This is a genomic window from Acinetobacter sp. Root1280 (assembly GCF_001425285.1).
In the GTDB taxonomy this organism is placed as follows: domain Bacteria; phylum Pseudomonadota; class Gammaproteobacteria; order Pseudomonadales; family Moraxellaceae; genus Acinetobacter; species Acinetobacter guillouiae.
Map to the genome: position 1 here is coordinate 36,851 of NZ_LMED01000023.1, position 24,087 is coordinate 60,937.

Genomic DNA, 24,087 nt, shown 5'->3' on the forward strand with positions numbered 1-24,087 from the left:
GAAGTCTGCTAGTCTCATCAATAAAGTCAAAAACAGACTTTTAGAATAGGCGAGCCACGATAAAATTAAACGCAAAGTACCAAAAATTAGATATTTTTTTTAACTTTTAAGCTGTTTGATAAAAAAACAAACAAATTCACAAAGATTCTGTTGTAAAAAGCAACAAAATCTTTATAATCCAACTAAACAGACAAGTCTGTATAATTTGCTGAAAAAAACGAATGACCAGTGCATTCAGAGGGTATAAGAATAAATATAAGAAGATGCTTCAAGCATCTCTTTACCTAACGATTTATTGTTATGACAATAAATCGTTAGGTATATAAAAAACTTATCAGCAAAGCGCGATTCACTTCAAGTGGTCGCGCTTTTTTATTTTCAAGTTTAAGTAGTAAATTAAACAGATCAGCAAGCGCAAATCAATATTGCTTACGCTTGCAACCTAAGATTTCAACAAACTTAAAGGTTAAACTGAACTCGGTTGAGCTAAAGCCAATTCCATCTGAATCAGGGTTTCTACCCGTCTCCAATAATCATCTAAACACACTTGCTGAGGATCTATTTGCGCCTGAATCGTCATTCCGTCAAGAAGACTCGACAAGAAAGAAGCAAGTTGAATATCTTGTTTAACACCTAAATGACGCAACGCATTACTCAAATGCCCTTTTAACCACTCTTTATAGTCAGTTGCAGGTTGGAGTGATGACGGATAAACTTTTGAAATTTCTTCTACGGCTTTTTGGAACATACAACCATTAAAATCTTCGCTATGAAACCATGCGTTGTACCATGTGAAGATGGCTTTAATATGAGATAAATAATCTTGTGGATCACATTTAGCGATTGCAGCATCTAATGATTCTTGCAAATTGAGATTTCTCGTGACCAAACATTCTTCAATCAATTTGGCTTTAGATGGAAAATATTTATAAAAAGTCATTTTTGCAACGCCAGACTCACTAATAATTCGGTCTATACCGATAGAATTATAACTATATGTATTAAAGAGATTCAACGCTGTATTAATGATGTCCTCTTTTTTTGACATTTGTTTTTACCTGATGTACAAAAATTTAAGATTAAAATTAAAGCATTAGCTTATAAGAACAGCACATAAATACGAATTACTTCAAGTGTATGCTAAGAATTATATCTTAAATTCATATGAATACTGAGTTTTTATAAAAAAACATCAAGACTACAAAGGCAAGTATATGAAATATAAAATATTAAACCTGCATAAATACTAGCAAAACAAATTGTTTTTTACTATTATAAAAACGGCAAAATTAAAATTTTAATGCAGCATATGAGCATATTATCTTTCACGCAATCTGAACATACTCGTTTCGAGTTGCTGCATTTCATTCAAAATTCCTTGCAACCTGAATTATGGCAGCAAAATACTCAAGCTATCGCAAATTTAAAGCGACAAACACACTGTCATGTTTTATTTAAGCATCCCATATTAGTCCAGTTGAATCAAAGCCAGCTGACGCTTGAACAGCTTAAATTTATTCATATTAATTATTTCACTGCGATTGTTAAAAATTTTACAGATGCACTTAGCATGGTAATTTATCAAGCCGTTAGCCTCGAAAAAAACCATAATATTCATCCAGAAAATAGGATTGCAGCTAAAATATATGCACGCTACTTACTGTCGTTGAACTTACTTGATGAACTGGGTTTCAATACACACCAACTCGAAAAAAGCGCTGCATCCAAATCACATCTGGTTTATTTTTTAAAATTGATGCGGCAGTTGGAATTAGATCCAATGGATCAGCAACAGACTGAAATAGAAGCTTTTGCATTGGCCCAATTTATTCACCAACATATCAATTCTTATACAGAATTATTGCTCATTTTGGCTTGTACAGAATTGCAAGTCATAAAGTTTAGTGAAGCACTCCGCAACAACATGTCCATTTACAACAGTAAATTTATTGAGGGTTATTATGCTTGTCATGGGCTGGCTGATCAAAATGACGCGACCCTTGCCAATGATGACAACCATCAAGATGACATTTGGACCCTACTGATACAATGCTATGATCAAAACAACCAACAGTATTTGGACCAAGTCCAGTCTGAGTATTTAGGACTCTGGAATAATTTCTGGAGCAAAATGGCAACACGTATAGCTGAAATTTAAGTGCTTGCTTCATGATGGTTTTTTGATCCCATTGCTGAGATCAAAAATACCTTATTGTGGTTTAGATGAGCGTCATTGTAGTACTTGTTGAGTCGGCATATTTTGTTTACGTTCTTGTAATGCTTTCTTCATCACCTGATAACCGCCTGTTAAGCCTAAAGTCGCCATAATCACAGCCACGATAATATCTGGCAACATGCTTCCTGTACCAAACACCCCAATTGCTGCAAAGATTACGGCTACATTTCCAATCGCATCATTACGGCTACACAGCCAAACAGACTGCATATTGGAGTCCCCATCTCTAAAAGCGTAAAGCATAAGGGCTGAAATCACATTGGCGATTAAAGCCAGTACACCAATCGCCCCCATGGTAATCGCTTCTGGAGGGATCCCTTTCGTATAGGCATAAATCGTTTTGCCAATCACGACAAAACCAAAAATTGCCATGATTGCCCCTTTAAACAAGGCAACGGTCGCTCGCCAATACAGTGTTGCGCCTAATACCGCTAAAGAAACGGCATAATTGACCGAGTCACCAAAAAAATCCAGAGAATCCGCCCAAAGTGCAGAAGAATGTGCATACGCCCCACCAATCAATTCAACAAAAAACATGGCAAGGTTAATAAACAGTGCAATCCACAAAGCCGTTCTAAACTTGCTATTCGGTTTCTGTGGTGCAGGTTCATGACTACATGTACACGCCATGACACTTCTCCTTGATTCAATATAAATGGACTTATCTACTTATTTTTCAGTCAAGTTGGCGCTTTAAAGAAAATCAGCACATGCGTCAACAATGATGAAAAAATCAGCTATACTGCTATTTAAAACTATGGAGTTAGTCCAAGGTCAAGTTGATTCAGGAAAATAAGCCATGCAGCAATACTTAATTAGTGACCTCGCTAAAAAAACTCAGCTGTCGACGGATACTGTGCGTTTTTATGAGAAAAAAAATCTGATCAGATCCAGTTATCGTGCAGATAATAATTATAAATATTATGATGATGAAACATTAAAGCGGCTTATTTTTATTAAACGTTGCCGCGCATTAGACATGACCTTACATGAAATTATTCAACTTTTAGAGCATCTTCAGCACCCTGAACAAGGTTGTAAAATCATTGACCAATTGATTGAAGAACATATTCGACATGTAGAAACTCGGATATATGAATTACAGCATTTTAAATCGCAACTGCATGAATTACGTCAATCCTGCTCCTCGAACACCACCATTGATCATTGTCAGATTGTCAAAAAACTTGAAGCATCGGAATAATTTATATTGTGTTAAATGAGTCTCTCGGCTATTCCCTCTGCTGATTGAGTCCATGTGCTGATTTAAAAACAGTTTTGCGCAGCCATAGCGAAACACTGACCAACGCAATCAATACAGGGACTTCAACCAAAGGACCAATAATCGTGGTAAATGCGACAGGTGAAGCCAATCCAAATGTTGCAATCGCGACAGCAAGTGCCAACTCAAAGTTATTTCCTGCTGCGGTAAAAGAAATCGCCGTAGTTTTAGGATAATCATTGCCCATCCATTTGCTCATAAAAAAGCTCAGGAAAAACATCACCACAAAATACAGGGTTAATGGGATGGCAATTCGCAGTACATCGAATGGTAAGCTAACTACATCCGCCCCTTTTAAACTAAACATCGCCACAATGGTAAATAACAATGCCAATAAACTCAGCGGACTGACTTTAGCGATAAACGTTTGTTGATACCAGTCTAATCCTTTGCGTTTAACTAGAATGATCCGGCTTAGAAAGCCCAATAAAAATGGGATACCTAAATAGATTAAAACCGCATGTGTAATCGTCCAGAAGCTAACATCAATAACTTTTCCTGCTACACCAAAATACGGTGGTAGAACAGTTAAAAACAACCAAGCATAAGTACTAAAAAAGACGATTTGGAAAATACTATTAAAAGCAACCAAAGCTGCGACATATTGATTATCACCACCTGCTAAGTTATTCCATACCAATACCATTGCGATACAACGTGCTAAACCAATAAGAATTAAACCCGTCATATATTCAGGATAAGCATGTAAAAACACGATCGCTAAAGCAAACATCAGGCACGGCGCGATTAACCAGTTTTGTAGCAAAGACAAAGTCAGCGTTCGTTTGTCTTTGAAGACTTCAGCTAAGGTCGCATAATCCGCTTTGGCAAGTGGCGGATACATCATCAAAATTAAACCTATCGCAATGGGTATATTGACTGAATCTAGGCTTAAGCGATTTAAAGCCACAGTAGCCTGCGGGAAATATACGCTGATGCAGATCCCCAATCCCATCGCAATAAAGATCCATAAAGTTAAATTTCGATCTAAGAAAGAAAGCCGCGAAGTTGGCTGATTTGAGTTCATGACAGCTTACTCACAACAGCTGTTGATTTGGATCAAGTCTGAACGACCCATAACTGAATTCGCAGTTTGCGCTGCAATTATGTTTAATACTGCATTGGCCCATTCTGGTAATTCAGGATTTAAACGGTAATACACCCATTGGCCTTTGCGTTGATCAAGTAAAATGGACAAATTCCTCAACAAGGCCAAGTGTCTAGAAATTTTTGGCTGGCTTAAATTTAAGGCTTCGGTGATTTCACAAACACAAACGTTCCCCCGTGCCAACACAATTTTTAAAATATCCAAACGAGTTGGGTCAGATAAACACTTAAAGAAATCGGGTTGATCCATCGCAATTACTCAATTTTATGGTTTAGCATATTCACTATTGCGAATATACGCATATCCATATATAAATGCAATATTGCTTTTTAACAGAGAGTCGATCGATGTCATCTCAAATTAAGATTTATCATAATCCTGCCTGTGGGACTTCACGTAATACCCTTGCACTCATTCGAAATGCAGGTATCGAACCTGAAGTGATCGAGTATTTACAGTATCCGCCAAGCAAAGCACAACTCATCGATTTGATTCAGCAATCTGCTTTGTCGGTACGAGATGCAATACGTAAAAATGTTGATGTTTATAAAACCTTAAAACTAGATCAAACAGAATGGACTGACGATCAACTGCTTAATTTCATGTTGCAATACCCGATTTTAATCAACCGCCCTTTTGTGGTGACTGAATTGGGTGTTCGTTTATGTCGACCATCTGAATTAGTTTTAGATCTCTTATCTGCGCCACAGCGTGCTGCTTTTAGTAAAGAAGATGGCGAAATTATTATCGATCAGCAATTAAAAAGGCTTAAATAATTTTTAGGTTTTTCAAAAAACTCAATTAATTAAACATAAGGTATTGAGTATTAAGTGTTTTAATAAAAATTCACCCAATTAATCCTGAGTGTTTTACTAGGTTGAATCTTATTTTCAAACCCTTACAATAAAACCATATTTTTAGTATGCCTTTTGAATTTATATGAGCATCTCACACATTACTGAACTCCTATCACCAGCTGGATCATTGAAGAATATGCGTTATGCATTTGCTTACGGTGCCGATGCGGTATATGCAGGTCAACCTCGCTATAGCTTGCGAGTTCGTAATAATGAGTTTGATCATGATCATTTAAAAATAGGGATTGCTGAAGCGCATGCCTTAGGCAAAAAATTTTATGTGGTGGTGAATATTCAACCACACAATGCTAAATTAAAAAATTTTATTCGTGATCTTGAACCTGTGGTCGCCATGCAACCTGATGCACTGATCATGTCAGATCCTGGCTTGATCATGCTGGTTCGAGAAAATTTCCCACAAATATCCATCCATCTGTCTGTACAGGCAAATGCGGTCAATTGGGCAACCGTAAAATTTTGGAAAAATATGGGACTCACCCGTGTCATTTTGTCACGTGAGTTATCTATCGAGGAAATTGAAGAAATTAAACAGAATGTACCCGATATGGAAATCGAAGTGTTCGTACACGGTGCACTCTGTATGGCTTATTCCGGTCGTTGCTTACTTTCAGGCTATATGAATAAACGTGATGCAAATCAAGGCGCTTGCACCAATGCATGTCGCTGGGAATACAATATTCACGAAGCAACAGAAGATGCATCTGGGGATGTCATTCCAGTCCAACAACTGGAGACAGCATCAGACTGTTGCAACAATAAAGATGCCGACGAGCAACACGCCATACAACAACATCAATTTGGCGAACCGGTTTTATTACAACGTCATAAAGAAGACATGTTTGCTGCTGAAGAAGACCAACATGGCACTTACTTTATGAACTCTAAAGACTTACGTGCAGTTCAACACGTAGATCGTTTAACCAAGATGGGCATTCATTCCTTAAAAATCGAAGGACGCACCAAATCTTACTTTTATTGCGCTAGAACAGCACAAATTTATCGCAAAGCGATTGATGATGCGCTACAAGGAAAACCTTTTGATCGGGCGTTAATGTCACAACTCGAAGGTTTAGCCAATCGAGGTTATACCGAAGGTTTCTTACGCCGTCATGTCCATGCCGAATATCAAAACTATGCAACTGGCTCTTCTCAGTTTGACCATCAACAATTTGTTGGTGAAGTGCTTGAACGCAACGATGATTACATCAAGATTGAGGTAAAGAATCGTTTTGTTGTGGGTGACTCCATGGAACTCATGACCACATCTGGCAACATCACATTTATTCTTTATGAAATTTTAGATAAAAACAGACAACCGATCATAGATGCAAAAGGCTCAGGATATATTGTAGAAATTCCAATTCCTGCCGATATTGATATGCAATATGCCTTATTAATTAGAAACTTACCAAATTCGACTGCTGATATTTCAGCATCATCATTGGCTTACCAAGCAGTTTAGGATATCGAAATGGCTTTAATGATTACAGACCAATGCATCAATTGTGATATGTGTGTACCAGAATGCCCCAATCAGGCAATTTTTGAGGGCGAAAAGTTCTATGAAATTGATACACAGCGTTGTACTGAATGTGTCGGATTTTATGAACATCAAACCTGTGTGGATGTCTGTCCGATTGAATGTATTGTTCAAAATCCACAACATATAGAAAGCAAAGCGCAATTATTAAATCGCTTTCATTATCTAAGTTTGTTTGGTTAAGACAAAATGCGACACCAATTCTAATCTTGGAACGTATTTTGCTTAGTTAACGCATAGGTTCAGATAATAATAACAATAAAGAAAATGGAGCTGAGCTGTATGGCAACACAGCTCATAAAAAGGGGAAAACAATAACATTAGGGAAAAGCCAAGGTGTATTTGGGGAACACTTTGGCTTTTTTCTTATTTAAAAAATCACGTTTGATTTAAATTTTAATTTCAAGATAGGTAATTTAAGCAAAAAGCTAAGCGACGAAAAAATTCATAGATCTTTATTCATGGGCAAAATTTTGTGAAAACTTCTCCTTACACCACTGTTTGACTTCATTCACAATAAAATCAGCATCTGGCAAAGTTAAAAAATAGTAATTCCATGCCGTTTCAACACACGGCGATACAATTTTCAGCCGTCCTTGTTGTAAATCATTGGCAATCGAAATGCGGCTTAATAATGCAACCCCCTGTCCAGACAATACAGCCTGAATTGCATGACTTTCTTGCGTATAAAAGACCTGCGCTTGCCCTGCTTGAATATGTAAGCCTTGTTTTTCAAACCATTTCTGCCAATTGACTCGATTTGGACAGTATTCGTCCCCCCAAGTAAAGTGAATCAATGGTGCAGTCGTCCAGTTCATAGTTGCAATATCCAAAGAGGGATGCCCGACAGCTACATATTCATCAACTGCTAATAATTCTGTATCAACATCTTGATAGCCCCCTGAACCATACCGAATCGCTAAATCATAGAGACCGGAAGTCATATTAACGAGGTCATAACTTGCATGTACCCGAAACATAATATTGGGAAAGCGACTTTGTAACTCTGGCAAATAGGGAATAATCCACTCACTTGCAAACGATGGTGTTGTGGTAATGGTCAATAATCTTTGTTTATTTTGCTCTAGTTGAAACAAAGCCGTTTGAATCTGCCCAAAACCTGATTGCACATGCTTAAGTAAATACTCTCCTTCTGGCGTCAGGCTGATCGAGCGTGTACGCCGCTCGAATAATTGAATATTCAATTGCTGTTCCAGCTTCTTGATACGATGGCTTAAGGCGGTAGGTGTTAAAAACAATTGGTCTGCTGCTTTTTTAAAGCTGAGTTGTTCAGCAACATACTGAAAGGCCAACAACTGCTCCAAGGAATTATGCAAAACCACCAAAGATCACCGTGTAAAATATAAATGAATTATATTCAGTTATAACATGTATTTTTATCGTTTGTTGTTTTTTCCATATTCTATAAAAATCAATTTGAACAAACAACAAATTGAGTAATTATCATGGCAAATATACTTAAAATAGATACTAGTTTAAGAACAGGTATTTCAGGTACACACCCACATGGTTCTTTAAGCCGACGCTTAACCGCATTATTTATTGATCAATGGAATGAAATTGATTCATCTGTACAAGTTAAACATCGTGATTTAGGTCAAAACCCACCGCCTTATATTGATGAAGAGTGGATCATTTCTGAATTTGGCTATGCAGAATCTGAAGAAAAGGCGCAACAACGCTTACAACTGAGTAATGAATTTATCGAGGAATTGCACTGGGCAGATATTATTGTGCTTGGTGTGCCAATGTATAACTTTGGCCCACCTGCACATTTAAAGGCCTATATTGATCACATCGTGAGAATGAATAAAACCTACACATTTGATCTCAGCAAAGAACAACCTTACTCAGGGCTGTTAGATCATCAAAAAACCATGATTATCCTTTCTGCCCGTGGTGGGCATGACTTTGATGCAGTTGATGCGCCATTTCCCAATCATGCTGAACCCGCAATAAAAACAGCATTCAATTTTATTGGTATCGAAAAATTTCATGAAATTGCGATTGAGTATCAGGAATTTGGTGGCGAGTTGTTAGCACAATCGATCCAAGCAGCAGAACAGAAAACCATTGCACTTGTTCAAGAGCTGCAACATTAACAAAGCTTATTTTCGCAAGCTCTATTCAATAGCATTCAATCTCCAACAAAAAAAGGAATTGAGCTGTTAGCAACTCAATTCCTATCAAGGGTAAAACATGAGATAAATGTTAAGACAAGCCAAAGTGCTCATTGGGACACTTTGGCTTGCTTTTCAACGTGCAATCATCGAAAGATTATTGACCTGAACGAATGATGTAATCGAATGCAGATAAAGACGCTTTTGCACCCTCACCAGCTGCAATAATGATTTGTTTATAAGGCACTGTTGTACAGTCACCCGCAGCAAATACACCTTTTACATTGGTTTCATTACGATCATTCACCACAATTTCATTACGGTTTGAGAGCTCTACAGCAGTTGCTTTTAAGAAATCTGTGTTTGGTAATAAACCAATTTGTACAAAGATTCCCGCAAGTTCAATGGTATGCAATTCGTCTGTTGCACGGTCTTTATACTTCAACCCTGTCACAATCGAACCATCACCAATCACTTCTGTAGATAGTGCATTCAAAATCACCGTGGTATTTGGCAAACTATTCAATTTATCTTGAAGCACTTGGTCAGCACGAAGTTGAGTATCAAACTCGATCAATGTGACATGTTCAACAATACCAGCAAGATCAATTGCGGCCTCTACACCTGAGTTACCCCCACCAATCACGGCAACCTTCTTGCCTTTAAATAATGGACCATCACAGTGTGGGCAATACGCAACACCACGTGTTTTGTACTCTTTCTCACCAGGTACATTCATCTCTCTCCAACGTGCACCTGTAGATAAGATGACCGTTTTTGATTCAAGTTTTGCACCATTTTCCAGTTCAATTTCAACTAAACCGTTGGCTGTTTGATCAGCACCAACAATGTTTTTCACTTTTTGTAAGTTCATAATGTCCACACCGTACTCACGTACATGCGCTTCCATATCTGAACCAAACTTAGGACCTTGTGTTTTCTGTACTGAGATAAAGTTTTCAATATCCATGGTGTCCATGACTTGACCACCAAAGCGCTCAGAAACAATACCTGTGCGAATCCCTTTACGTGCAGCATAAACCGCAGATGTTGCACCAGCAGGCCCACCACCAATCACCAATACATCAAACGCGTCTTTAGCATTCAGCTTTTCAGCATCTTTAGCCGCAGCACCACTGTCCAATTTCGCAACGATTTCTTCTAAAGTCATACGACCTTGACCAATATGTTCGCCATTTTGGAAAACCATAGGTACAGCCAAGATTTTGCGCTCTTCAACTTCATCTTGGAAGAATGCACCATCGATCATGGTCGCTGTAGTGCCAGGATTATTAATTGCAATCAAGTTAAGTGCTTGAACAACATCTGGGCAGTTGTGACAGCTTAAAGAAACAAATACATCAAAATTTGTAGTCAGGTTTAAACCTTTAACTTGAGCCAAGATTTCATCAGAAACTTTTGGCGCATAACCTGATACTTGTAATAAAGCTAAAATTAACGAGGTAAACTCATGACCCATCGGTAAACCAGCAAAGAATACACGAGGTTGTTCACCTACTTTTGCAATACCAAAGCTCGGTTTACGATCATTCTGACCATCGAAACGTGCAGTCACTTGATCTGACAGCGCAGCAATTTCAGTCACCAATTCTTTAATTTTATCTGACTTATCAGAACCATTTAAAGAAGCAACAATTTCAATTGGGCTCTCAAGACGCTCTAACAATGTTTTTAATTGAGCAGAAGTATTTGTATCTAACATGCTAACAATCTCCAAGGGAGTAAATTTCTTTCGTTGAATGTATATTACGTCTATTTAAAAAATAGATAAAACAGTTTGTTTTTATTAAATCAATCGGTTTTTTAGTTTAACAAAAATCAGCCACGTTCTCATCAGCATCTCCCCCTATTCTCAAATTTAAATTCTTTAATGCTGGTATATATATGGGCATTGGCTAGAAAATCAATAGAAATACCCCGACTTCCTCGAAACTTAAAATTAGATTAATTTTCAACAAAAATAATATTTCTTCGACCATCTCTCTACAAAAATTCATGCGCAGCCAAGCCACAAAGTTTTAAGCTAAATTTATGTTGTGGTTTCTCCAATTAAGTACAACAAGGTGTACTTATTCACAATTCCTGAATAAATAAGTGAAGAGGTAAAACAATGAAAATAGAGTTCGTATTCGATATCGTCTATCCAATGAGTTATGTGGCGTTTGAAAAACTCAAACAACATTGGAATCAACCCATGGCGAAAAAAATCGAATTATTACCTGTGCAAGTTTTACCAGAAATTCCAGAACAAGGCTTAGATGTTTATCAATACCTAACTGAAAGATATGGAACCAAAGAAGCCAATCGTAAACTTGATATGGCAAAATTTGCTGCCTATAGTCAAGATTTAACCGTGGATATTGAGCATATGAAGCGTATGCCCAATAGCCGCTTAGCCCATCAGGCGATATTGGCTTTAGATAATATCTTTGACCAATTCGCATTAACGCAGGCTTTATTCCATGCCATATTCGCCCATGGTAAAGACATTGCCAACCCTGAAGTGCTGAAACAAATCATTGAAGGTATGGGCTTGGATGGTACGAAAGTTCTACGCTCTATTCAGCATAAGGAAATCGCAGACAAACAAACTGAGATTACTCATTATGTACAAGGTTTCGGTAAACATCCTACGCCTTACTATATTGTGGATGGTGAAATTTGGGATAAAACCTTTGATACATTAGAACTCAAAGACCTGATTACCAACCGAGCGAAAGATGTCGCTTAGGACAACGAGATTTAATTTTACAGCAATAAAAAAGCACTTTTGCTCATCACAAAAGTGCTTTTTACCAGGATTTTTACAAAGTATAAGCTTTGAAGTATTGCACTAACCGATACGATGACCAATTCGGTGTAAACGTTTGGCAATTCGACTTGCCACCCAATAAATCATCAAGCTAAAAAATAAACTGAGTGCTGAAATTCCCCATAAAATCTTTTCAACAATGTTCGACCAAAAGCTTGCACGACTCACTTGCGCTTCAACACCTTGCGCAATCGGGGAAAGCGCTCGATTAAATACCTGATGTTGAATTGTCCATAATTGCTCAGGTTTAAAGCCATATTCTAAAAAGCGCGAATCGGATTGCTCCGCTTTAATCAATTTTTCTGTGTAAACCGTAGCCACAACCTTATCAACAGGTTTATGCATCAACGCAGTTTGTGCCAATAAATAGCTTTGTACTGTTTCAGGCGCATCAGATCTTTGCAGATATTGATAAATATCGCTTTGCTGAATGTTTTGATCATACTTTATAAATGATTTTAACTCTTTGTCTTCATCATCTTTAAGATCATATTGCACATAAGTCAAACCAGACCATAGCACAATCAAGGATAACAGCCATGCAACAAATTTAAGGATAAATGATTGAAAGCGGACTTTAAAAAAGCGAATTTTTTTTAATACAGCAACAATAATAAATGCGCCAATAAAAGACACAATTAATTTTAAGATCAACCAGCCAAACCATGATAATGCATTCATCAGGTAGTCTGGTTGATGGATATATTCTCTTAACTGCTGATCTAGAATATATGGCAAGTGCAATTGATGAACCTGTTGTGCTACACCAAACAAGTTAAAAACCAATTCCTGTTGAAAAAAAACAGAAACTAAACTTGCGATACCTACAGAGGATAAAACCACAGCCGAAACCATCAAATTCCGTTTTCGATGCTGAAGTATTTTTAATCCATGTTCGATCTGTTGAATATCTACAGGATATTGAGTTTTTTCAGTCAACCTTTACACCTTTAGATGAGATTGTGCCAAGATTTAAGATTTGGCTTAGGATTGATGCGTACTGGTATCTAATACCAACTGTTGTAAATTCGATTGAAGCGCTTTAATCCGAGTCGAAGCCTCTTCACGTTTTTGCATGCCCTCTTTCTGAATTTGAATGACATCATTTACAGTTTTAATCAGGGTATTTTGAACATGTTCAAGCGTTTCAATATCAATCACTGAACGTTGATTGGCTTTGGCAGTATCCACAGAATTTTGATGAAGTAAATCTGCATTGCGTTTTAATAGCTCATTGGTTGCATCATCAATCGTGTTGGCAAGTTGTACACTATTACGTTGCTCATTTAGAGAAATCGCCAAGCTGATCTGGTTTTTCCATGCGGGTAAAGTAATATTTTTAATCGCATAAAATTTATCGACCAACATCATATTATTGGATTGAATAATACGAATCATCGGTAAGGTTTGCATTGCAGATTGTTGCAAGACTTGTAAATCACTGACCCGCTTTTCTAAATTGTTGGCTAAATAGTTAAGGTCATAAACACGCTGATTGATTTTAGGATCTTGCTCTTGCTGAGATAAAGTCGCAATTTCTTGCTGTACTTCGACTTGCTTAATTCGACCTGCGGCAATATAAATACCCAACTGTCGATATTCCTCTTGCACCCCATTAAACATACGATCTAATGTATCTACCCGTGCTTTTAAACCTGTTTGCGATGTTTCAATTTCTTTGACCAATGAATCTATTTGCTCTTTGGTGGTATTAAAATGTTGATCGAAACTTTGCTTAGCACCTTTAAACTTACTGAGTATACTACTAATAAATCCTGAGTTTTTTGATTGATTCAAAATGCTGGATGTATTCAATTGCTGAGCAACTTGCACAACTTCATTTAATTTTTGCCCAGTCACATCTAAGTCTTTATTTTTGACCAAGTTGAGTAATTCATCTGTATATGAGGATGTTTTGGTCGCAATATTTTTACCATATTCAGCAACAGATGCATGATTAATATTGGCCAAGTCTTTATGCGCATTTACAACTTCATTAAAATCTTCAGTATTTAAACCTATTTCTTTCAAATTCAATTGTTCAAACTTTTGCAATTCCAACGGCGTATTGGATTGTTCAGTTAATGCTTGATGATTCGAATCGCTCATACTTGTATCCTATTTATTTTCTAATGATTTCTTTAATGATTGAATTAATTTATCACGACTTTTATCCAGTTCTTCAGTCGTTGTAAAAGAATTCTGCGCACTACTCTGTTTGACATGATATTGCCATGCAGGAATCAGAACATGCTGAGCTTCATTAAAGCGATCAAGTAAGCTCAATGAAAGTTGTTGTGTTAACAGCATTTGTGCTAACGCAATATCATTACTGGCTTGTAACGTTTGTAGCGTATTGACTTTCTTAGACAACCGCTCTGCAAAGTTATCCAAGGGATGACGATGTTGTACAAAAGCAGGATATTCATGTAAAAATTCCTGCGCTGCACGAATATATTTCGCCATTTGCTCTCTTAAACCATTGGCTTGTTGGAATCTTGCTTCCGACTTTTGAATTTCGATTTGTAATCTTTGACTCAAATGTTTGGCTTCATCAATTAAACTTTCTAAATCATTTAAATATTTGACTTGCCCGACACCAAACTCCAAATCCAAGCCTAACCATTTTTGTATCGCATTGAATTTACGTTGATTTAGCTTTTTCTTGGATGCAGATAATTGCTGAATAATTTGTGCAATAATTTGACTCAGCTTTTGCGTCAAACTTGGATCAATGGCTTTTAGCAGTACCGATTGTGCTTGAATCAACTGATCGGCATATAAATTCAGTCGTGTTTGATTGTCGAGTAATGGAACCAAATCATTTCTTTTAATCGAAAGTAATTCATCAGAACTACATGAGATCTGTTCAAGCGGTGTAAGTACAGTAAATTGCTTCATATCAGTTCAAAATGAATAACTTTTCAATGATTTAAGGGAAATCAATCAACAAACCCTTTCTATTTAAAACTTATAATACAAATTAGGGAGAAAGCCTATACAAATAGCAAAAAACATACAGATACAAAAAAACCAGCTTCTAAAAACTGGCTTTTTGTATGACAGACAATGCCATAAAGACGATTATTTAACCTGTATTGATTTTCCTATAATTGCTTTCGTTAGTTACTGTTTTGGTTGTCTATTCGCTTGATTACGACGATAACCCACTAAGCCTAAAAGCCCAAGAATACTCAACCAACCCAATGAACCACCACCACTGACCCGAGGGCTTCCCGGCGCCGTACCTGAGTTTTTCAAAGTAACTGTAGCAGCTTCAACACTACTATTTTCAGGAGTAGAAATTTTCCCATCTGCATCATATACATAGTAGGTAAATTTATAACTAAATGGATCAAGCGTACTTCTAAGTTGGATATGGATTTTGCCACCATAGCAGGTATATTTATTGTCGCTACCAGGACAAGGCCCACTACGATCCGCCGTTATTATAACAGGATCGATGTTTTTACCAATTCGGATTGGTAATTCAACCCCATCTGCATTGACATAAAATTTTGGTTTATTCGGCTTAGCTGTTAACGCAGCAGCATTACCATCACCATCATCATTGGCATATTGCAGTAAATCTACATCAATCGCTTTGGTTGAGCCATGTTCAATATTAAATGTTGCATCTTTAGCAATAGGTGCAATATTGGTAAAGCTTCCAATTATATAGGCTGAAGAGGTAATGTTTGGATTTGTCTTTAACTCAAGTTTATAGCTACAAAATTCATTATCACCCGATGGTGTAACATTGTCATCTATACGCCATAACATAATTCTCTTTAAGTCTTTATTCCATACACAGTCGAATTTTGGCTCTTTTTTACCTACAAATTGTTTCTTATCATTTAATACTCCGACACCAAGTGGTTCTACAATCACATTATAATTGTCCGCACTTAAATGTTTTACCACCCGAACATCTTTACCAGTAGCATCTTTGGTTATAATTTCCGCAGGCAAATTGGCTACAAAAGGATCAACAAAGATCGTGCGATATTTCTGGTCTGATTTGGTGTATTTGATTAAATTACTATACAACTCTGATTGGATTTTATAAAAAGGAATATAGTCTTGTTTGGTCGCTGGATCTGCAATCAACTTATTATAATTATCCAATATGTTTTGATAAGAATTAAGTGCCACAACAACCGAAGTATTACTTGCACTCAGGTTATTGGCAGTGAGACGTAAAACCTCTGTCGAGCCAATATCACATGAGTTTGCCACATCACTGGGACCATTTGAGTTTTCCGCAATCACGCGTGTAACACCACGCTGATCAACGCCACTACAACCCGTATAACCAATATCGACAAGATCTTTATCTGTACCTAAATTTTTAGGGAAATACATCGGCATAAAGCCTGTCGATTCACTTGGTGGTTCTAACTCATTTAAAATAGTCGTGAATCCAATATTACCTACATCAAATGTATGATCTTTATCCTCTTTCCTTACTTCCTCTGCAACCTCACATTGATCATCACCAGCAGCCAATTTTAAAGCATTGTATACAAGAACGACACCTGAACCTTCAACTTTACTCACATCACCATTTGCATAACGGCAAGATTTTCCTTTATTGTAAGCCAAAATATTATTACTTAATGCTTTTATACCATTGTAACCATACAATAATGTTGCCCAAGCGTCATTCTTTACAATGGTATTACTGATTAGTGATAAAGAAGAAATATCACTAAAATTAACCTTGCCTTGTGGTGTCAATTGGCTAAATTGAATGATACGACCTTGACTTGCACTTGCGATATTGTCAGTAATCGTATTTGCAGTAAAGGTCACTGCAGGTTGCCCACAAAAATTAAGCATGCTTAAACTATCTGCAGCACCATTGCCAATAAATGTTACCCCACTCACGGCAATATTACGTTTGGTAAACTCTAAATTATCAGCACAGGTCATTCCAAGTACACTGCCCAGTTCCGCTTTATTGGTCTGAAATACACCATAATTTATGGTCAGAGAACTTGAAACATCATTTAAATAAATTGCCCCACCTGCTTTCGCATTGGAATCCATAATATTTACATTATTTAAGGTGAGCGCACCGCCAGCATAAATTGCTCCACCCACATTATTATTGCTGTCATTTAAACTCGAGCCATTTTTTAAAATTACATCATTCAGCGTTAGACTCGGCTTATTTTCATAAATGGTATTGAAAATACGTGAGTTTCCTTGACCTGAAATTGTGGTTTTTAATGGTGTTGCAGCAGGGAAATTATTGGTTAATACATCTGGGCGACTATAATCACCTGGCTCTTTACCAATAATAGAAACATCTGAGTTGGGTCTTAATTCTTTAGTCAGCTTATATTCACCTGCTTCCAACTGAATCACATTGGGTACTGTTGAATAAACCTGTCCTGCACTACAGCCACCATAAGCTTTATGTGTCGCGGCGGCGTGTAACGCTTCTCTTAATGAACACTTGTCAGGATTTGTCCCATCCTCATCATCAAAGGTGGTTACATAAATCGTTTTATCTTCTGCCGCCATCAAAGACATGGTCGACAATATAACAAGTGTCAGAAATCCTTTTTTATAATTTTTCATGTGCAATCCTTTACTTATACTTGATCCGTCGATAGCCAGCTAAACCAATCAGTCCAATGATTGAAAGAAATCCTAGACTTCCACCAGAGGTCTTTACTTTATAGTTTTTAAAATCATCTGGCTTTCTTTGTACAATTCGTGCAGGAATCGTAATATAAGGATTATCCGATTTATTAAAACTTGTGGTCGATGTCACCACATTAATTTTAAATTCATCTGAACCTTGCCATTGACCATTCGGTGTATACACAATATCACCTGCCTGATTTATCGTCATGGTGCCTTTCGATGGGGTATTGGTTTGAATAATCTTTAAACAACCTATTTGCCAAGGCTTACCATTGTCATCCAATTCGCGATTAAAAATTTGTTTACACTTTTCAGCACTAACAAGTTCACCATCTTGTAATTGATCAGAGATTGAAAACTTAGCTATTTCACCATATAAAATATCTTGCCCTACGGTCGAAATATTTGCGAGGTCAATTACCAGTTCAATTGCACCACGATCACATAATTCTGAATTGGAATTTCTCTGTTTACTCCGCTGATCAACAGTTGAACAAGCTGCTATTTTATTTTGAGGTTCTGGACCATGGTTAATAATCAGAGAATCTTCAGCCGAGTTATAACTTGGTAAAATTCTTGGTAAAAAATAACCTAAGGCTACACTCGGTGCCTCAGCAAACGGACATAAAATCCCATTGCTACTAAAGTCACATTTTCCTTCTGTGGTACTTCCAGCAATCAGTTGCGCATTACCCAATGCTGTTGCTTTAAAACCATTACATCCTGAAGAATAAAGATTATTACTGATCTGTTCTGCCTCACCACCAGCCACAATCGTACAATCTTGTGTACCATTTTTGGCAATAATACTATTTGCGACAAAACCTTTCTTTTGAGGCGCATCTACAATAAGGCCCATACTATTGAGAATCATGGTGATATTGTTGAGCTGCATAGCATCGTAGACTTTAACCACATAGCCTTTATTGTTAAAAATCGTACTATTTTCAATTCCATAGAACGTAGAAGAACCTACTAAGGCTTTTAGTGCATCTTCAGAAAATTGATTTTTTGTTTCAAAGTTTGAACTTGTAGCATCGGTAACTTCATTATCTCGAATCAAGGATTGTGTGATAACAAATGCAGGTAATTCAGTATAAATTACACCACCTTTTTCTGCTTTATTGCCTTTGATTAAGGTCTTGTTAATAGCAACGATACTTAATGCTGTATTCGCGGCATAAATACCTGCATTATAGATTGCCCCACCTTCCTTTGCATGACCATCTAAAAGTTGGCTATTACTTATCCCCAATGCTTCTTTGTTATAGATCAGACCACCTTGCTCAGCGCATACATCTTGGCCACAGCCTTTCAGGGTAATTTCATCAAATGAAACTTTCAGCATTGCAGGTGGTGTCTCTGCTTTCTGATCTATATCTTTTTCAATCTTAAATAAACGTTCTTTTCCAACCATTTTAATAATGGCATTGTTTTTACCTGCAAGCGTTTGTGTATTATTTACATTACTTTCATAGGTCGAACCAAATGCGACATCTTTTAATATTCGGATTTGCTTATTCAGTGAATACTCTTTATTGCCTTGTAATATAATTTTTGCAGTCACCTCTTTGCCGCCACCACAACCATTATAGCCAGCTTCAGGCATTCCCTGATTGACGTATTCAACTGCTTCTCTTAATGAACACTGATTATCAGCTTTTACAATATCGTCTGTGGTAGTCACAGTAATATTTGCACTAAATGCCTGACCAGTAATACATAATAATCCTAAGCCTATGCCCCGTTTGAGCATTATAGTCTCCTTGATTTCTTTTAATTATTTCTTATTAGCCAGCATTACGCTTTGCTATCAGTCCTTTTTGCGTACTTTGTCACACACAATAAAAATTCTCAAGAATTTTCATCGGCCGATCTATTGACTTCACCTCTTGTGTTACGCGCACTCAACAATAGTAAAAATCAACTATTGTCGATATTCATCAATCAATGCATAGAGCTGCCTTAAAGTTGCATGAGATAATTTAGTCTTCTCACCCTTTAATAACTTTTCTAGCTGTTCAACAGACTGAAGTAGTGTACTCGTTTGATGTGGCCCATGTAATAGCAAATATTCCGTTATTTGTGGGTCAAAATGTACACCCCGACGTTCCAACACGGAATGCAATAAAGCATGTCGATCTGCATAGGACTGTCCACTCGGTACTTTTACACTGACTGCCTGAGTAAGGCGAGATTGTAGGTCTGGTAATTCTAGCTTTAATTCTATCGGCGCAAATCGTGATGAAAACACCAACTGTCCGCCATCTTCGTTATTGTTATTAATCAGATGAAATACCGCTTTTTGCCAATGTGGTACGCCACTAATGGCCTCGATATCATCTAAAGCAACCAAATCATAGCTTTCTAATGAGGTAATTGCCTCTATGGGCGCATCAAGTAATTCTAAGAGCGATACTTTAATCGCAGATTTGCCAATCTCTAAATAAGAATCACAAATCGCCGTGAGTAAATGACTTTTTCCAGTTCCAGCACCACCATAGATGTAGAAACGATTCATCAGCCCTGCATGAAGCTGACGCACAGCATCAATTACAGGTCCCCAGCCTGGCCCAGAAAAATCACTAATTCTGGCATCCAGTTGTGGTTCTATATCCAACTGTAATTGACGCATATATTCAAATCATTCCTAAAGTGGATTTTGATCATTTTTAATCGATTGATCAGTATCTTGCGTGTTTTTAACTTCAATATCAAGATCAACTTTGTCGCTTTCGACTGAAATTGTTTCAGTAGTGCCATTATTTTGTATAGTCACTAAAGTATCCTCTGCTTTAAAGAACTGACTTTCTTGATATAAATCTTTGAGATGCTTGAGTAAAACCACGATAACAGCTGCAACTGGCAGTGCGATCAACATCCCCACAAAGCCACCCAACTGAGCCCCCGCAAGTACTGCAAATACCACAGCTACAGGAGATAAACCAATTTTATCACCCAATAAGAACGGTTGAAGAATATATCCTTCGATGAGCTGCCCTACACCAAATACGGCCAGAACCATCAATAAATGTTTTGGATCTAGACCAAACTGGAAAAAACAAGCAATCACTGCCGCAATAATTCCGACACCAAATCCAAGATATGGAATGATACTGCACAGCCCCGCAATCATACCAATGATTAATCCGACCTCTAAACCCACCAGCTGCAAGCCTACGGCATAGACGATTCCCAATAAAATCATCACAAGGAACTGTCCTTTGACAAAAGCCCCCAAAACGCTATGACATTCACCAACAATTTTAAGTACATTGCTTTCATATTGACGGGGAATAAAACTTTTTAAGTGTTCCAACATCCGCTTCCAATCAAGCAAGAAATAGAATGCAATAATTGGAATTAAAACAATTGTTCCGCCGATCGAAATAAAACTCAGTCCAGATTGGGCAATTTTTAAAGCCATCGCTTGAATACTGTCCGCACTATAGTTGGTCTGAACATACTCCATCACCACTTTAGAAATTTGGTCTGTATCCAATTCCATATGTTCAACATTGAAATTGTTGGATAACCACGGTAAGAAAGTAGAATTCACCCAATGGATTCCCGCAGGAATACTGTCACGGGCATAAATTAATTGTTTCCAAACCAAGGGCACAACAAACCATATTGCCCAAGTCAGTAACACGCCTATTCCAATAAAGACCACCGAAATAGAGAGCCACCTTGGTAAAACTTTTGACAGCTTATCCACCACTGGACTAAATAAATAGGCAACCAGAAAAGCCGCAACAAAAGGAATCACTACAGGTTTTAATAAATATAAAATCCATAAAACTAAAGCAATTCCAGCAAGGATAAAAATTCGTTTTAAAGTCCGATCGTGCATCGAATCACGCCTTTTTCAAATTTATTCGTTATGGAGGGGAAAATATTTTAATAAAGATAGCATTTTAGTGCAGAAATAACATAAGAGTTTCGTATATTCGGGTATAATCCCCGCGCGAATGCGGAGACTTCAATTATGAGCAACTCAACTTCTACCCCAAACACTGGTTTAAGCTATAAAGACGCTGGTGTCGATATTGAAGCGGGCGACGCACTTGTCGATCGAATCAAATCTGTCGCTAAACGTACAACACGCCCTGAAGTAATGGGTGGTTTAGGCGGCTTCGGCGCACTTTGCAGAATCCCTAAAGGTTATGAAGAACCTGTTCTTGTATCTGGTACAGATGGTGTCGGTACAAAATTACGTTTAGCATTGAACTTAAATCGTCATGACACGATTGGTCAAGACTTGGTTGCAATGTGTGTAAACGATCTTCTTGTATGTGGTGCTGAACCTCTATTCTTCCTCGATTATTACGCAACTGGACATTTAAATGTTGATGTTGCTGCAAATGTTGTGACGGGTATTGGTAAAGGTTGTGAGCTTGCAGGCTGCGCATTGGTCGGTGGTGAAACTGCTGAAATGCCAGGAATGTATGAAGGTGAAGACTATGACCTCGCAGGTTTTTCTGTGGGTGTGGTTGAAGCAAGCAAAATCATTGATGGTACGAAAGTAAAAGCAGGTGATGTTCTTATCGGCTTAGCCTCTTCTGGTGCACACTCAAACGGTTATTCTTTACTTCGTAAAATCTTAGACGTGAAAAACGTCGATTTAACTCAAATTGTAGATGGTCGTCCGCTTGCAGATGTTGCAATGGAACCAACACGTATTTATGTAAAACCAGTACTTGAGCTGTGCAAACAAGTTGATGTCCATGCAATGGCACACATCACAGGCGGCGGTTTACCTGGTAATTTACCTCGTGTACTTCCAAATGGCGCTCAAGCGGTGATTAATGAATCGTCTTGGCAATGGCCTGAATTGTTCAAACTTTTACAACGTGAAGGTGCTGTAGAACAATTTGAAATGTACCGCACATTTAACTGTGGTGTGGGTATGGTCATTGCAGTTGATGCTGTAGATGCTGACAAAACTATTGAAGTTTTGACTGCTCAAGGCGAAAAAGCATGGACAATTGGTCATATCCAAGAAAATGCGGCTTCTATTGAAGGCGCAGATGAAAAAATTCGTGTGATTTTTGCATAAGTCTCTCACATGATTAAAATTGCTGTACTTGTCTCAGGCAGTGGAAGTAACCTTCAAGCCTTGATTGATGCCAATCTTTCAGGGCAAATCGTGGGGGTCATTTCCAATAAACCTGAAGCGTTTGCATTAGAACGCGCTGCAAAAGCAGGCATTGCAACCACGGTGATTGAGCATAAACACTATCCTGATCGTGAAACTTTTGATGCTGTCATGCATCAACAATTACTGGATTGGGATGTTGATTTAGTCATTCTCGCTGGTTTTATGCGTATTCTCAGTGCCAAATTTGTCCAAGCATGGGAAGGGAAAATGGTCAACATCCACCCTTCACTATTGCCCTATTACAAAGGCATGCATACACATCAACGTGTTTTAAATACCGGTGATGTTTTACACGGGTGTACTGTGCATTATGTCACTGCTGAGTTAGATGCTGGACAAGCGTTGACTCAGGGTGTTTTAACAGTCGATCTACATGATAATGTGCAATCCCTTGCAGCACGTGTACATGTACTTGAGCATTTAATTTATCCTCAAGCAGTTGAGTGGATCTGTAATGGCACCATTCAACACTTGGAAAATGGTCAGGTTTTATATAAGGGACAAGCACTTAAACAGCCAATTCAATTTTGCCAGCTTTAAGTATTGCTTGATTTAAAATACTGTCGAAAAAATGCATCCTCGGATGCATTTTTTATGGCTAAAAAAATTTTATAATCTGCTATCTAAACAAAAAGTTGAACGATAATTTAACGCGGTTCAGAAACCTCTATATCTTCAATTTCATATGCTGAATTGATTTGACAATAAATCCACAAGCCAGGATAGTCCATTTGCGCAATAAAAATTAAACTCGTTACGCCTTCGATAAAAAAGCAAATTTTGTATAAACATAACTGCGCTTTTAAGGCTTGTTGCCCCTGATGCCTAATCTCGGCTTCCATGTCAATATAAGCAGCGTCAGTAAGTTCTTTAGCAATCTGAGATTGAAGTTCACTTAATTTCTGCTGGGTCAGTTTGCCCATCACATTTACAGCGGATTGAAGCAACGTCACAAAATCATCAAATTTAGGCTTTTCAACTTCTAAATCAAATTCAACATCAATGATCTGTGTTGGTCCGAATTGGTAAGATCCCAATAGAACATCACTACTTATTCTCAAATCATCAGGGTCTGTAGACAATTCGTCTACGTTTGCAACTAGGAGTGTTTTTTAGGCGATACTAGGCGCGGAGTATGAAATTTAGTTATTCTAAATGAGTAGTTCGTAACGACATAGCGGCAAAAAACACACTAGTCCCGAAGGGTTGTGGCTAAAATTATCTCAGCCTACGTTATGAAACTCGAAAAT

Annotated in this window: 23 protein-coding genes; 9 read left to right on the forward strand and 14 right to left on the reverse strand. The window is 37.6% G+C overall.

All coding sequences use genetic code 11. The annotated features are described in order from the left end of the window. Nucleotides 1-466: 466 nt before the first annotated feature. Complete coding sequence (locus tag ASC84_RS14225) at nt 467-1,048, reverse strand: TetR/AcrR family transcriptional regulator (protein WP_004721722.1); 582 nt, start codon at nt 1,046-1,048, stop codon at nt 467-469. 261 nt (nt 1,049-1,309) lie between these two features. On the opposite strand from ASC84_RS14225, the gene ASC84_RS14230 reads away from it, so the two are divergent. Then, entirely contained in the window at nt 1,310-2,158 is an 849-nt protein-coding gene (locus ASC84_RS14230) for a hypothetical protein (RefSeq protein WP_056515857.1), read from the forward strand. Between the two features lie 72 nt (nt 2,159-2,230). Here the strand turns inward: ASC84_RS14230 and ASC84_RS14235 are convergent, their stop codons facing one another. After that, complete coding sequence (locus tag ASC84_RS14235; RefSeq protein ID WP_056515858.1) at nt 2,231-2,866, reverse strand: cation transporter; 636 nt, start codon at nt 2,864-2,866, stop codon at nt 2,231-2,233. A 169-nt stretch (nt 2,867-3,035) separates the two neighbouring features. Between ASC84_RS14235 and ASC84_RS14240 the strand changes: the two genes are divergently transcribed. Continuing rightward, nucleotides 3,036-3,440, forward strand: coding sequence for a Cd(II)/Pb(II)-responsive transcriptional regulator (locus tag ASC84_RS14240; protein WP_056515861.1), 405 nt, complete (start codon nt 3,036-3,038; stop codon nt 3,438-3,440). Between the two features lie 28 nt (nt 3,441-3,468). On the opposite strand, the gene arsB is transcribed toward ASC84_RS14240, so the two are convergent. Both arsB and ASC84_RS14250 read right to left on the reverse strand, forming a co-directional pair. Further along, entirely contained in the window at nt 3,469-4,545 is a 1,077-nt protein-coding gene (arsB, locus tag ASC84_RS14245; RefSeq protein ID WP_056515865.1) for an ACR3 family arsenite efflux transporter, read from the reverse strand. A gap of 6 nt (nt 4,546-4,551) precedes the next feature. After that, nucleotides 4,552-4,875, reverse strand: a complete 324-nt coding sequence (locus ASC84_RS14250) for a metalloregulator ArsR/SmtB family transcription factor (RefSeq protein ID WP_056515868.1) — start codon at nt 4,873-4,875, stop codon at nt 4,552-4,554. Between the two features lie 98 nt (nt 4,876-4,973). Between ASC84_RS14250 and arsC the strand changes: the two genes are divergently transcribed. The 3 genes from arsC to ASC84_RS14265 all read left to right on the forward strand — a co-directional run bounded on the left by arsC (nt 4,974) and on the right by ASC84_RS14265 (nt 7,227). Then, complete coding sequence (gene arsC / locus ASC84_RS14255; RefSeq protein WP_004721734.1) at nt 4,974-5,402, forward strand: arsenate reductase (glutaredoxin); 429 nt, start codon at nt 4,974-4,976, stop codon at nt 5,400-5,402. Between the two features lie 163 nt (nt 5,403-5,565). Next, entirely contained in the window at nt 5,566-6,966 is a 1,401-nt protein-coding gene (yegQ, locus tag ASC84_RS14260) for a tRNA 5-hydroxyuridine modification protein YegQ (protein ID WP_035371560.1), read from the forward strand. A 9-nt stretch (nt 6,967-6,975) separates the two neighbouring features. Then, nucleotides 6,976-7,227: a YfhL family 4Fe-4S dicluster ferredoxin gene (locus tag ASC84_RS14265; RefSeq protein WP_004721738.1), complete on the forward strand. Its 252-nt coding sequence runs from the start codon at nt 6,976-6,978 to the stop codon at nt 7,225-7,227. Nucleotides 7,228-7,499: 272 nt separating this feature from the next. Here the strand turns inward: ASC84_RS14265 and ASC84_RS14270 are convergent, their stop codons facing one another. Beyond that, the gene (locus tag ASC84_RS14270; RefSeq protein WP_081409373.1) at nt 7,500-8,357 is read right to left on the reverse strand and encodes a LysR substrate-binding domain-containing protein; all 858 of its coding nucleotides are present in this window, start codon (nt 8,355-8,357) and stop codon (nt 7,500-7,502) included. 153 nt (nt 8,358-8,510) lie between these two features. Here ASC84_RS14270 and ASC84_RS14275 point away from each other — a divergent pair, with 153 nt between their 5' ends. Then, entirely contained in the window at nt 8,511-9,167 is a 657-nt protein-coding gene (locus tag ASC84_RS14275) for an FMN-dependent NADH-azoreductase (protein WP_056515873.1), read from the forward strand. A 175-nt stretch (nt 9,168-9,342) separates the two neighbouring features. Here ASC84_RS14275 and ahpF read toward each other — a convergent pair whose 3' ends face one another. Further along, the gene (gene ahpF, locus ASC84_RS14280; protein WP_056515874.1) at nt 9,343-10,908 is read right to left on the reverse strand and encodes an alkyl hydroperoxide reductase subunit F; all 1,566 of its coding nucleotides are present in this window, start codon (nt 10,906-10,908) and stop codon (nt 9,343-9,345) included. A gap of 408 nt (nt 10,909-11,316) precedes the next feature. Between ahpF and ASC84_RS14285 the strand changes: the two genes are divergently transcribed. Beyond that, nucleotides 11,317-11,937, forward strand: a complete 621-nt coding sequence (locus tag ASC84_RS14285) for a DsbA family protein (protein WP_004721747.1) — start codon at nt 11,317-11,319, stop codon at nt 11,935-11,937. A gap of 102 nt (nt 11,938-12,039) precedes the next feature. Here the strand turns inward: ASC84_RS14285 and ASC84_RS14290 are convergent, their stop codons facing one another. The 7 genes from ASC84_RS14290 to cxpE all read right to left on the reverse strand — a co-directional run bounded on the left by ASC84_RS14290 (nt 12,040) and on the right by cxpE (nt 21,529). Beyond that, a complete protein-coding gene (locus ASC84_RS14290; RefSeq protein ID WP_056515877.1) occupies nt 12,040-12,957 on the reverse strand; it encodes a hypothetical protein in 918 nt (305 codons plus the stop codon). Nucleotides 12,958-13,002: 45 nt separating this feature from the next. Continuing rightward, the gene (locus ASC84_RS14295; protein WP_056515879.1) at nt 13,003-14,127 is read right to left on the reverse strand and encodes a toxic anion resistance protein; all 1,125 of its coding nucleotides are present in this window, start codon (nt 14,125-14,127) and stop codon (nt 13,003-13,005) included. A 9-nt stretch (nt 14,128-14,136) separates the two neighbouring features. Next, nucleotides 14,137-14,919 carry a hypothetical protein gene (locus ASC84_RS14300; RefSeq protein ID WP_056515883.1) on the reverse strand — a complete coding sequence of 261 codons (783 nt, stop codon included), beginning with the start codon at nt 14,917-14,919 and terminating at the stop codon, nt 14,137-14,139. A gap of 225 nt (nt 14,920-15,144) precedes the next feature. Further along, the gene (locus tag ASC84_RS14305; RefSeq protein WP_056515884.1) at nt 15,145-17,607 is read right to left on the reverse strand and encodes a CSLREA domain-containing protein; all 2,463 of its coding nucleotides are present in this window, start codon (nt 17,605-17,607) and stop codon (nt 15,145-15,147) included. Between the two features lie 10 nt (nt 17,608-17,617). Then, the gene (rbtA, locus tag ASC84_RS14310) at nt 17,618-19,432 is read right to left on the reverse strand and encodes a rhombotarget A (RefSeq protein ID WP_056515887.1); all 1,815 of its coding nucleotides are present in this window, start codon (nt 19,430-19,432) and stop codon (nt 17,618-17,620) included. Nucleotides 19,433-19,603: 171 nt separating this feature from the next. Beyond that, a complete protein-coding gene (gene hda, locus ASC84_RS14315) occupies nt 19,604-20,311 on the reverse strand; it encodes a DnaA regulatory inactivator Hda (protein ID WP_004721759.1) in 708 nt (235 codons plus the stop codon). 15 nt (nt 20,312-20,326) lie between these two features. Continuing rightward, entirely contained in the window at nt 20,327-21,529 is a 1,203-nt protein-coding gene (cxpE, locus tag ASC84_RS14320) for a chloramphenicol efflux transporter CxpE (RefSeq protein WP_004721760.1), read from the reverse strand. Nucleotides 21,530-21,664: 135 nt separating this feature from the next. Between cxpE and purM the strand changes: the two genes are divergently transcribed. Further along, nucleotides 21,665-22,735 carry a phosphoribosylformylglycinamidine cyclo-ligase gene (gene purM, locus ASC84_RS14325; protein WP_056515889.1) on the forward strand — a complete coding sequence of 357 codons (1,071 nt, stop codon included), beginning with the start codon at nt 21,665-21,667 and terminating at the stop codon, nt 22,733-22,735. Between the two features lie 9 nt (nt 22,736-22,744). Next, nucleotides 22,745-23,377, forward strand: a complete 633-nt coding sequence (gene purN, locus ASC84_RS14330) for a phosphoribosylglycinamide formyltransferase (RefSeq protein ID WP_004721762.1) — start codon at nt 22,745-22,747, stop codon at nt 23,375-23,377. Nucleotides 23,378-23,484: 107 nt separating this feature from the next. Here the strand turns inward: purN and ASC84_RS14335 are convergent, their stop codons facing one another. Further along, complete coding sequence (locus ASC84_RS14335; protein ID WP_155860351.1) at nt 23,485-23,919, reverse strand: hypothetical protein; 435 nt, start codon at nt 23,917-23,919, stop codon at nt 23,485-23,487. Nucleotides 23,920-24,087: the final 168 nt, after the last annotated feature.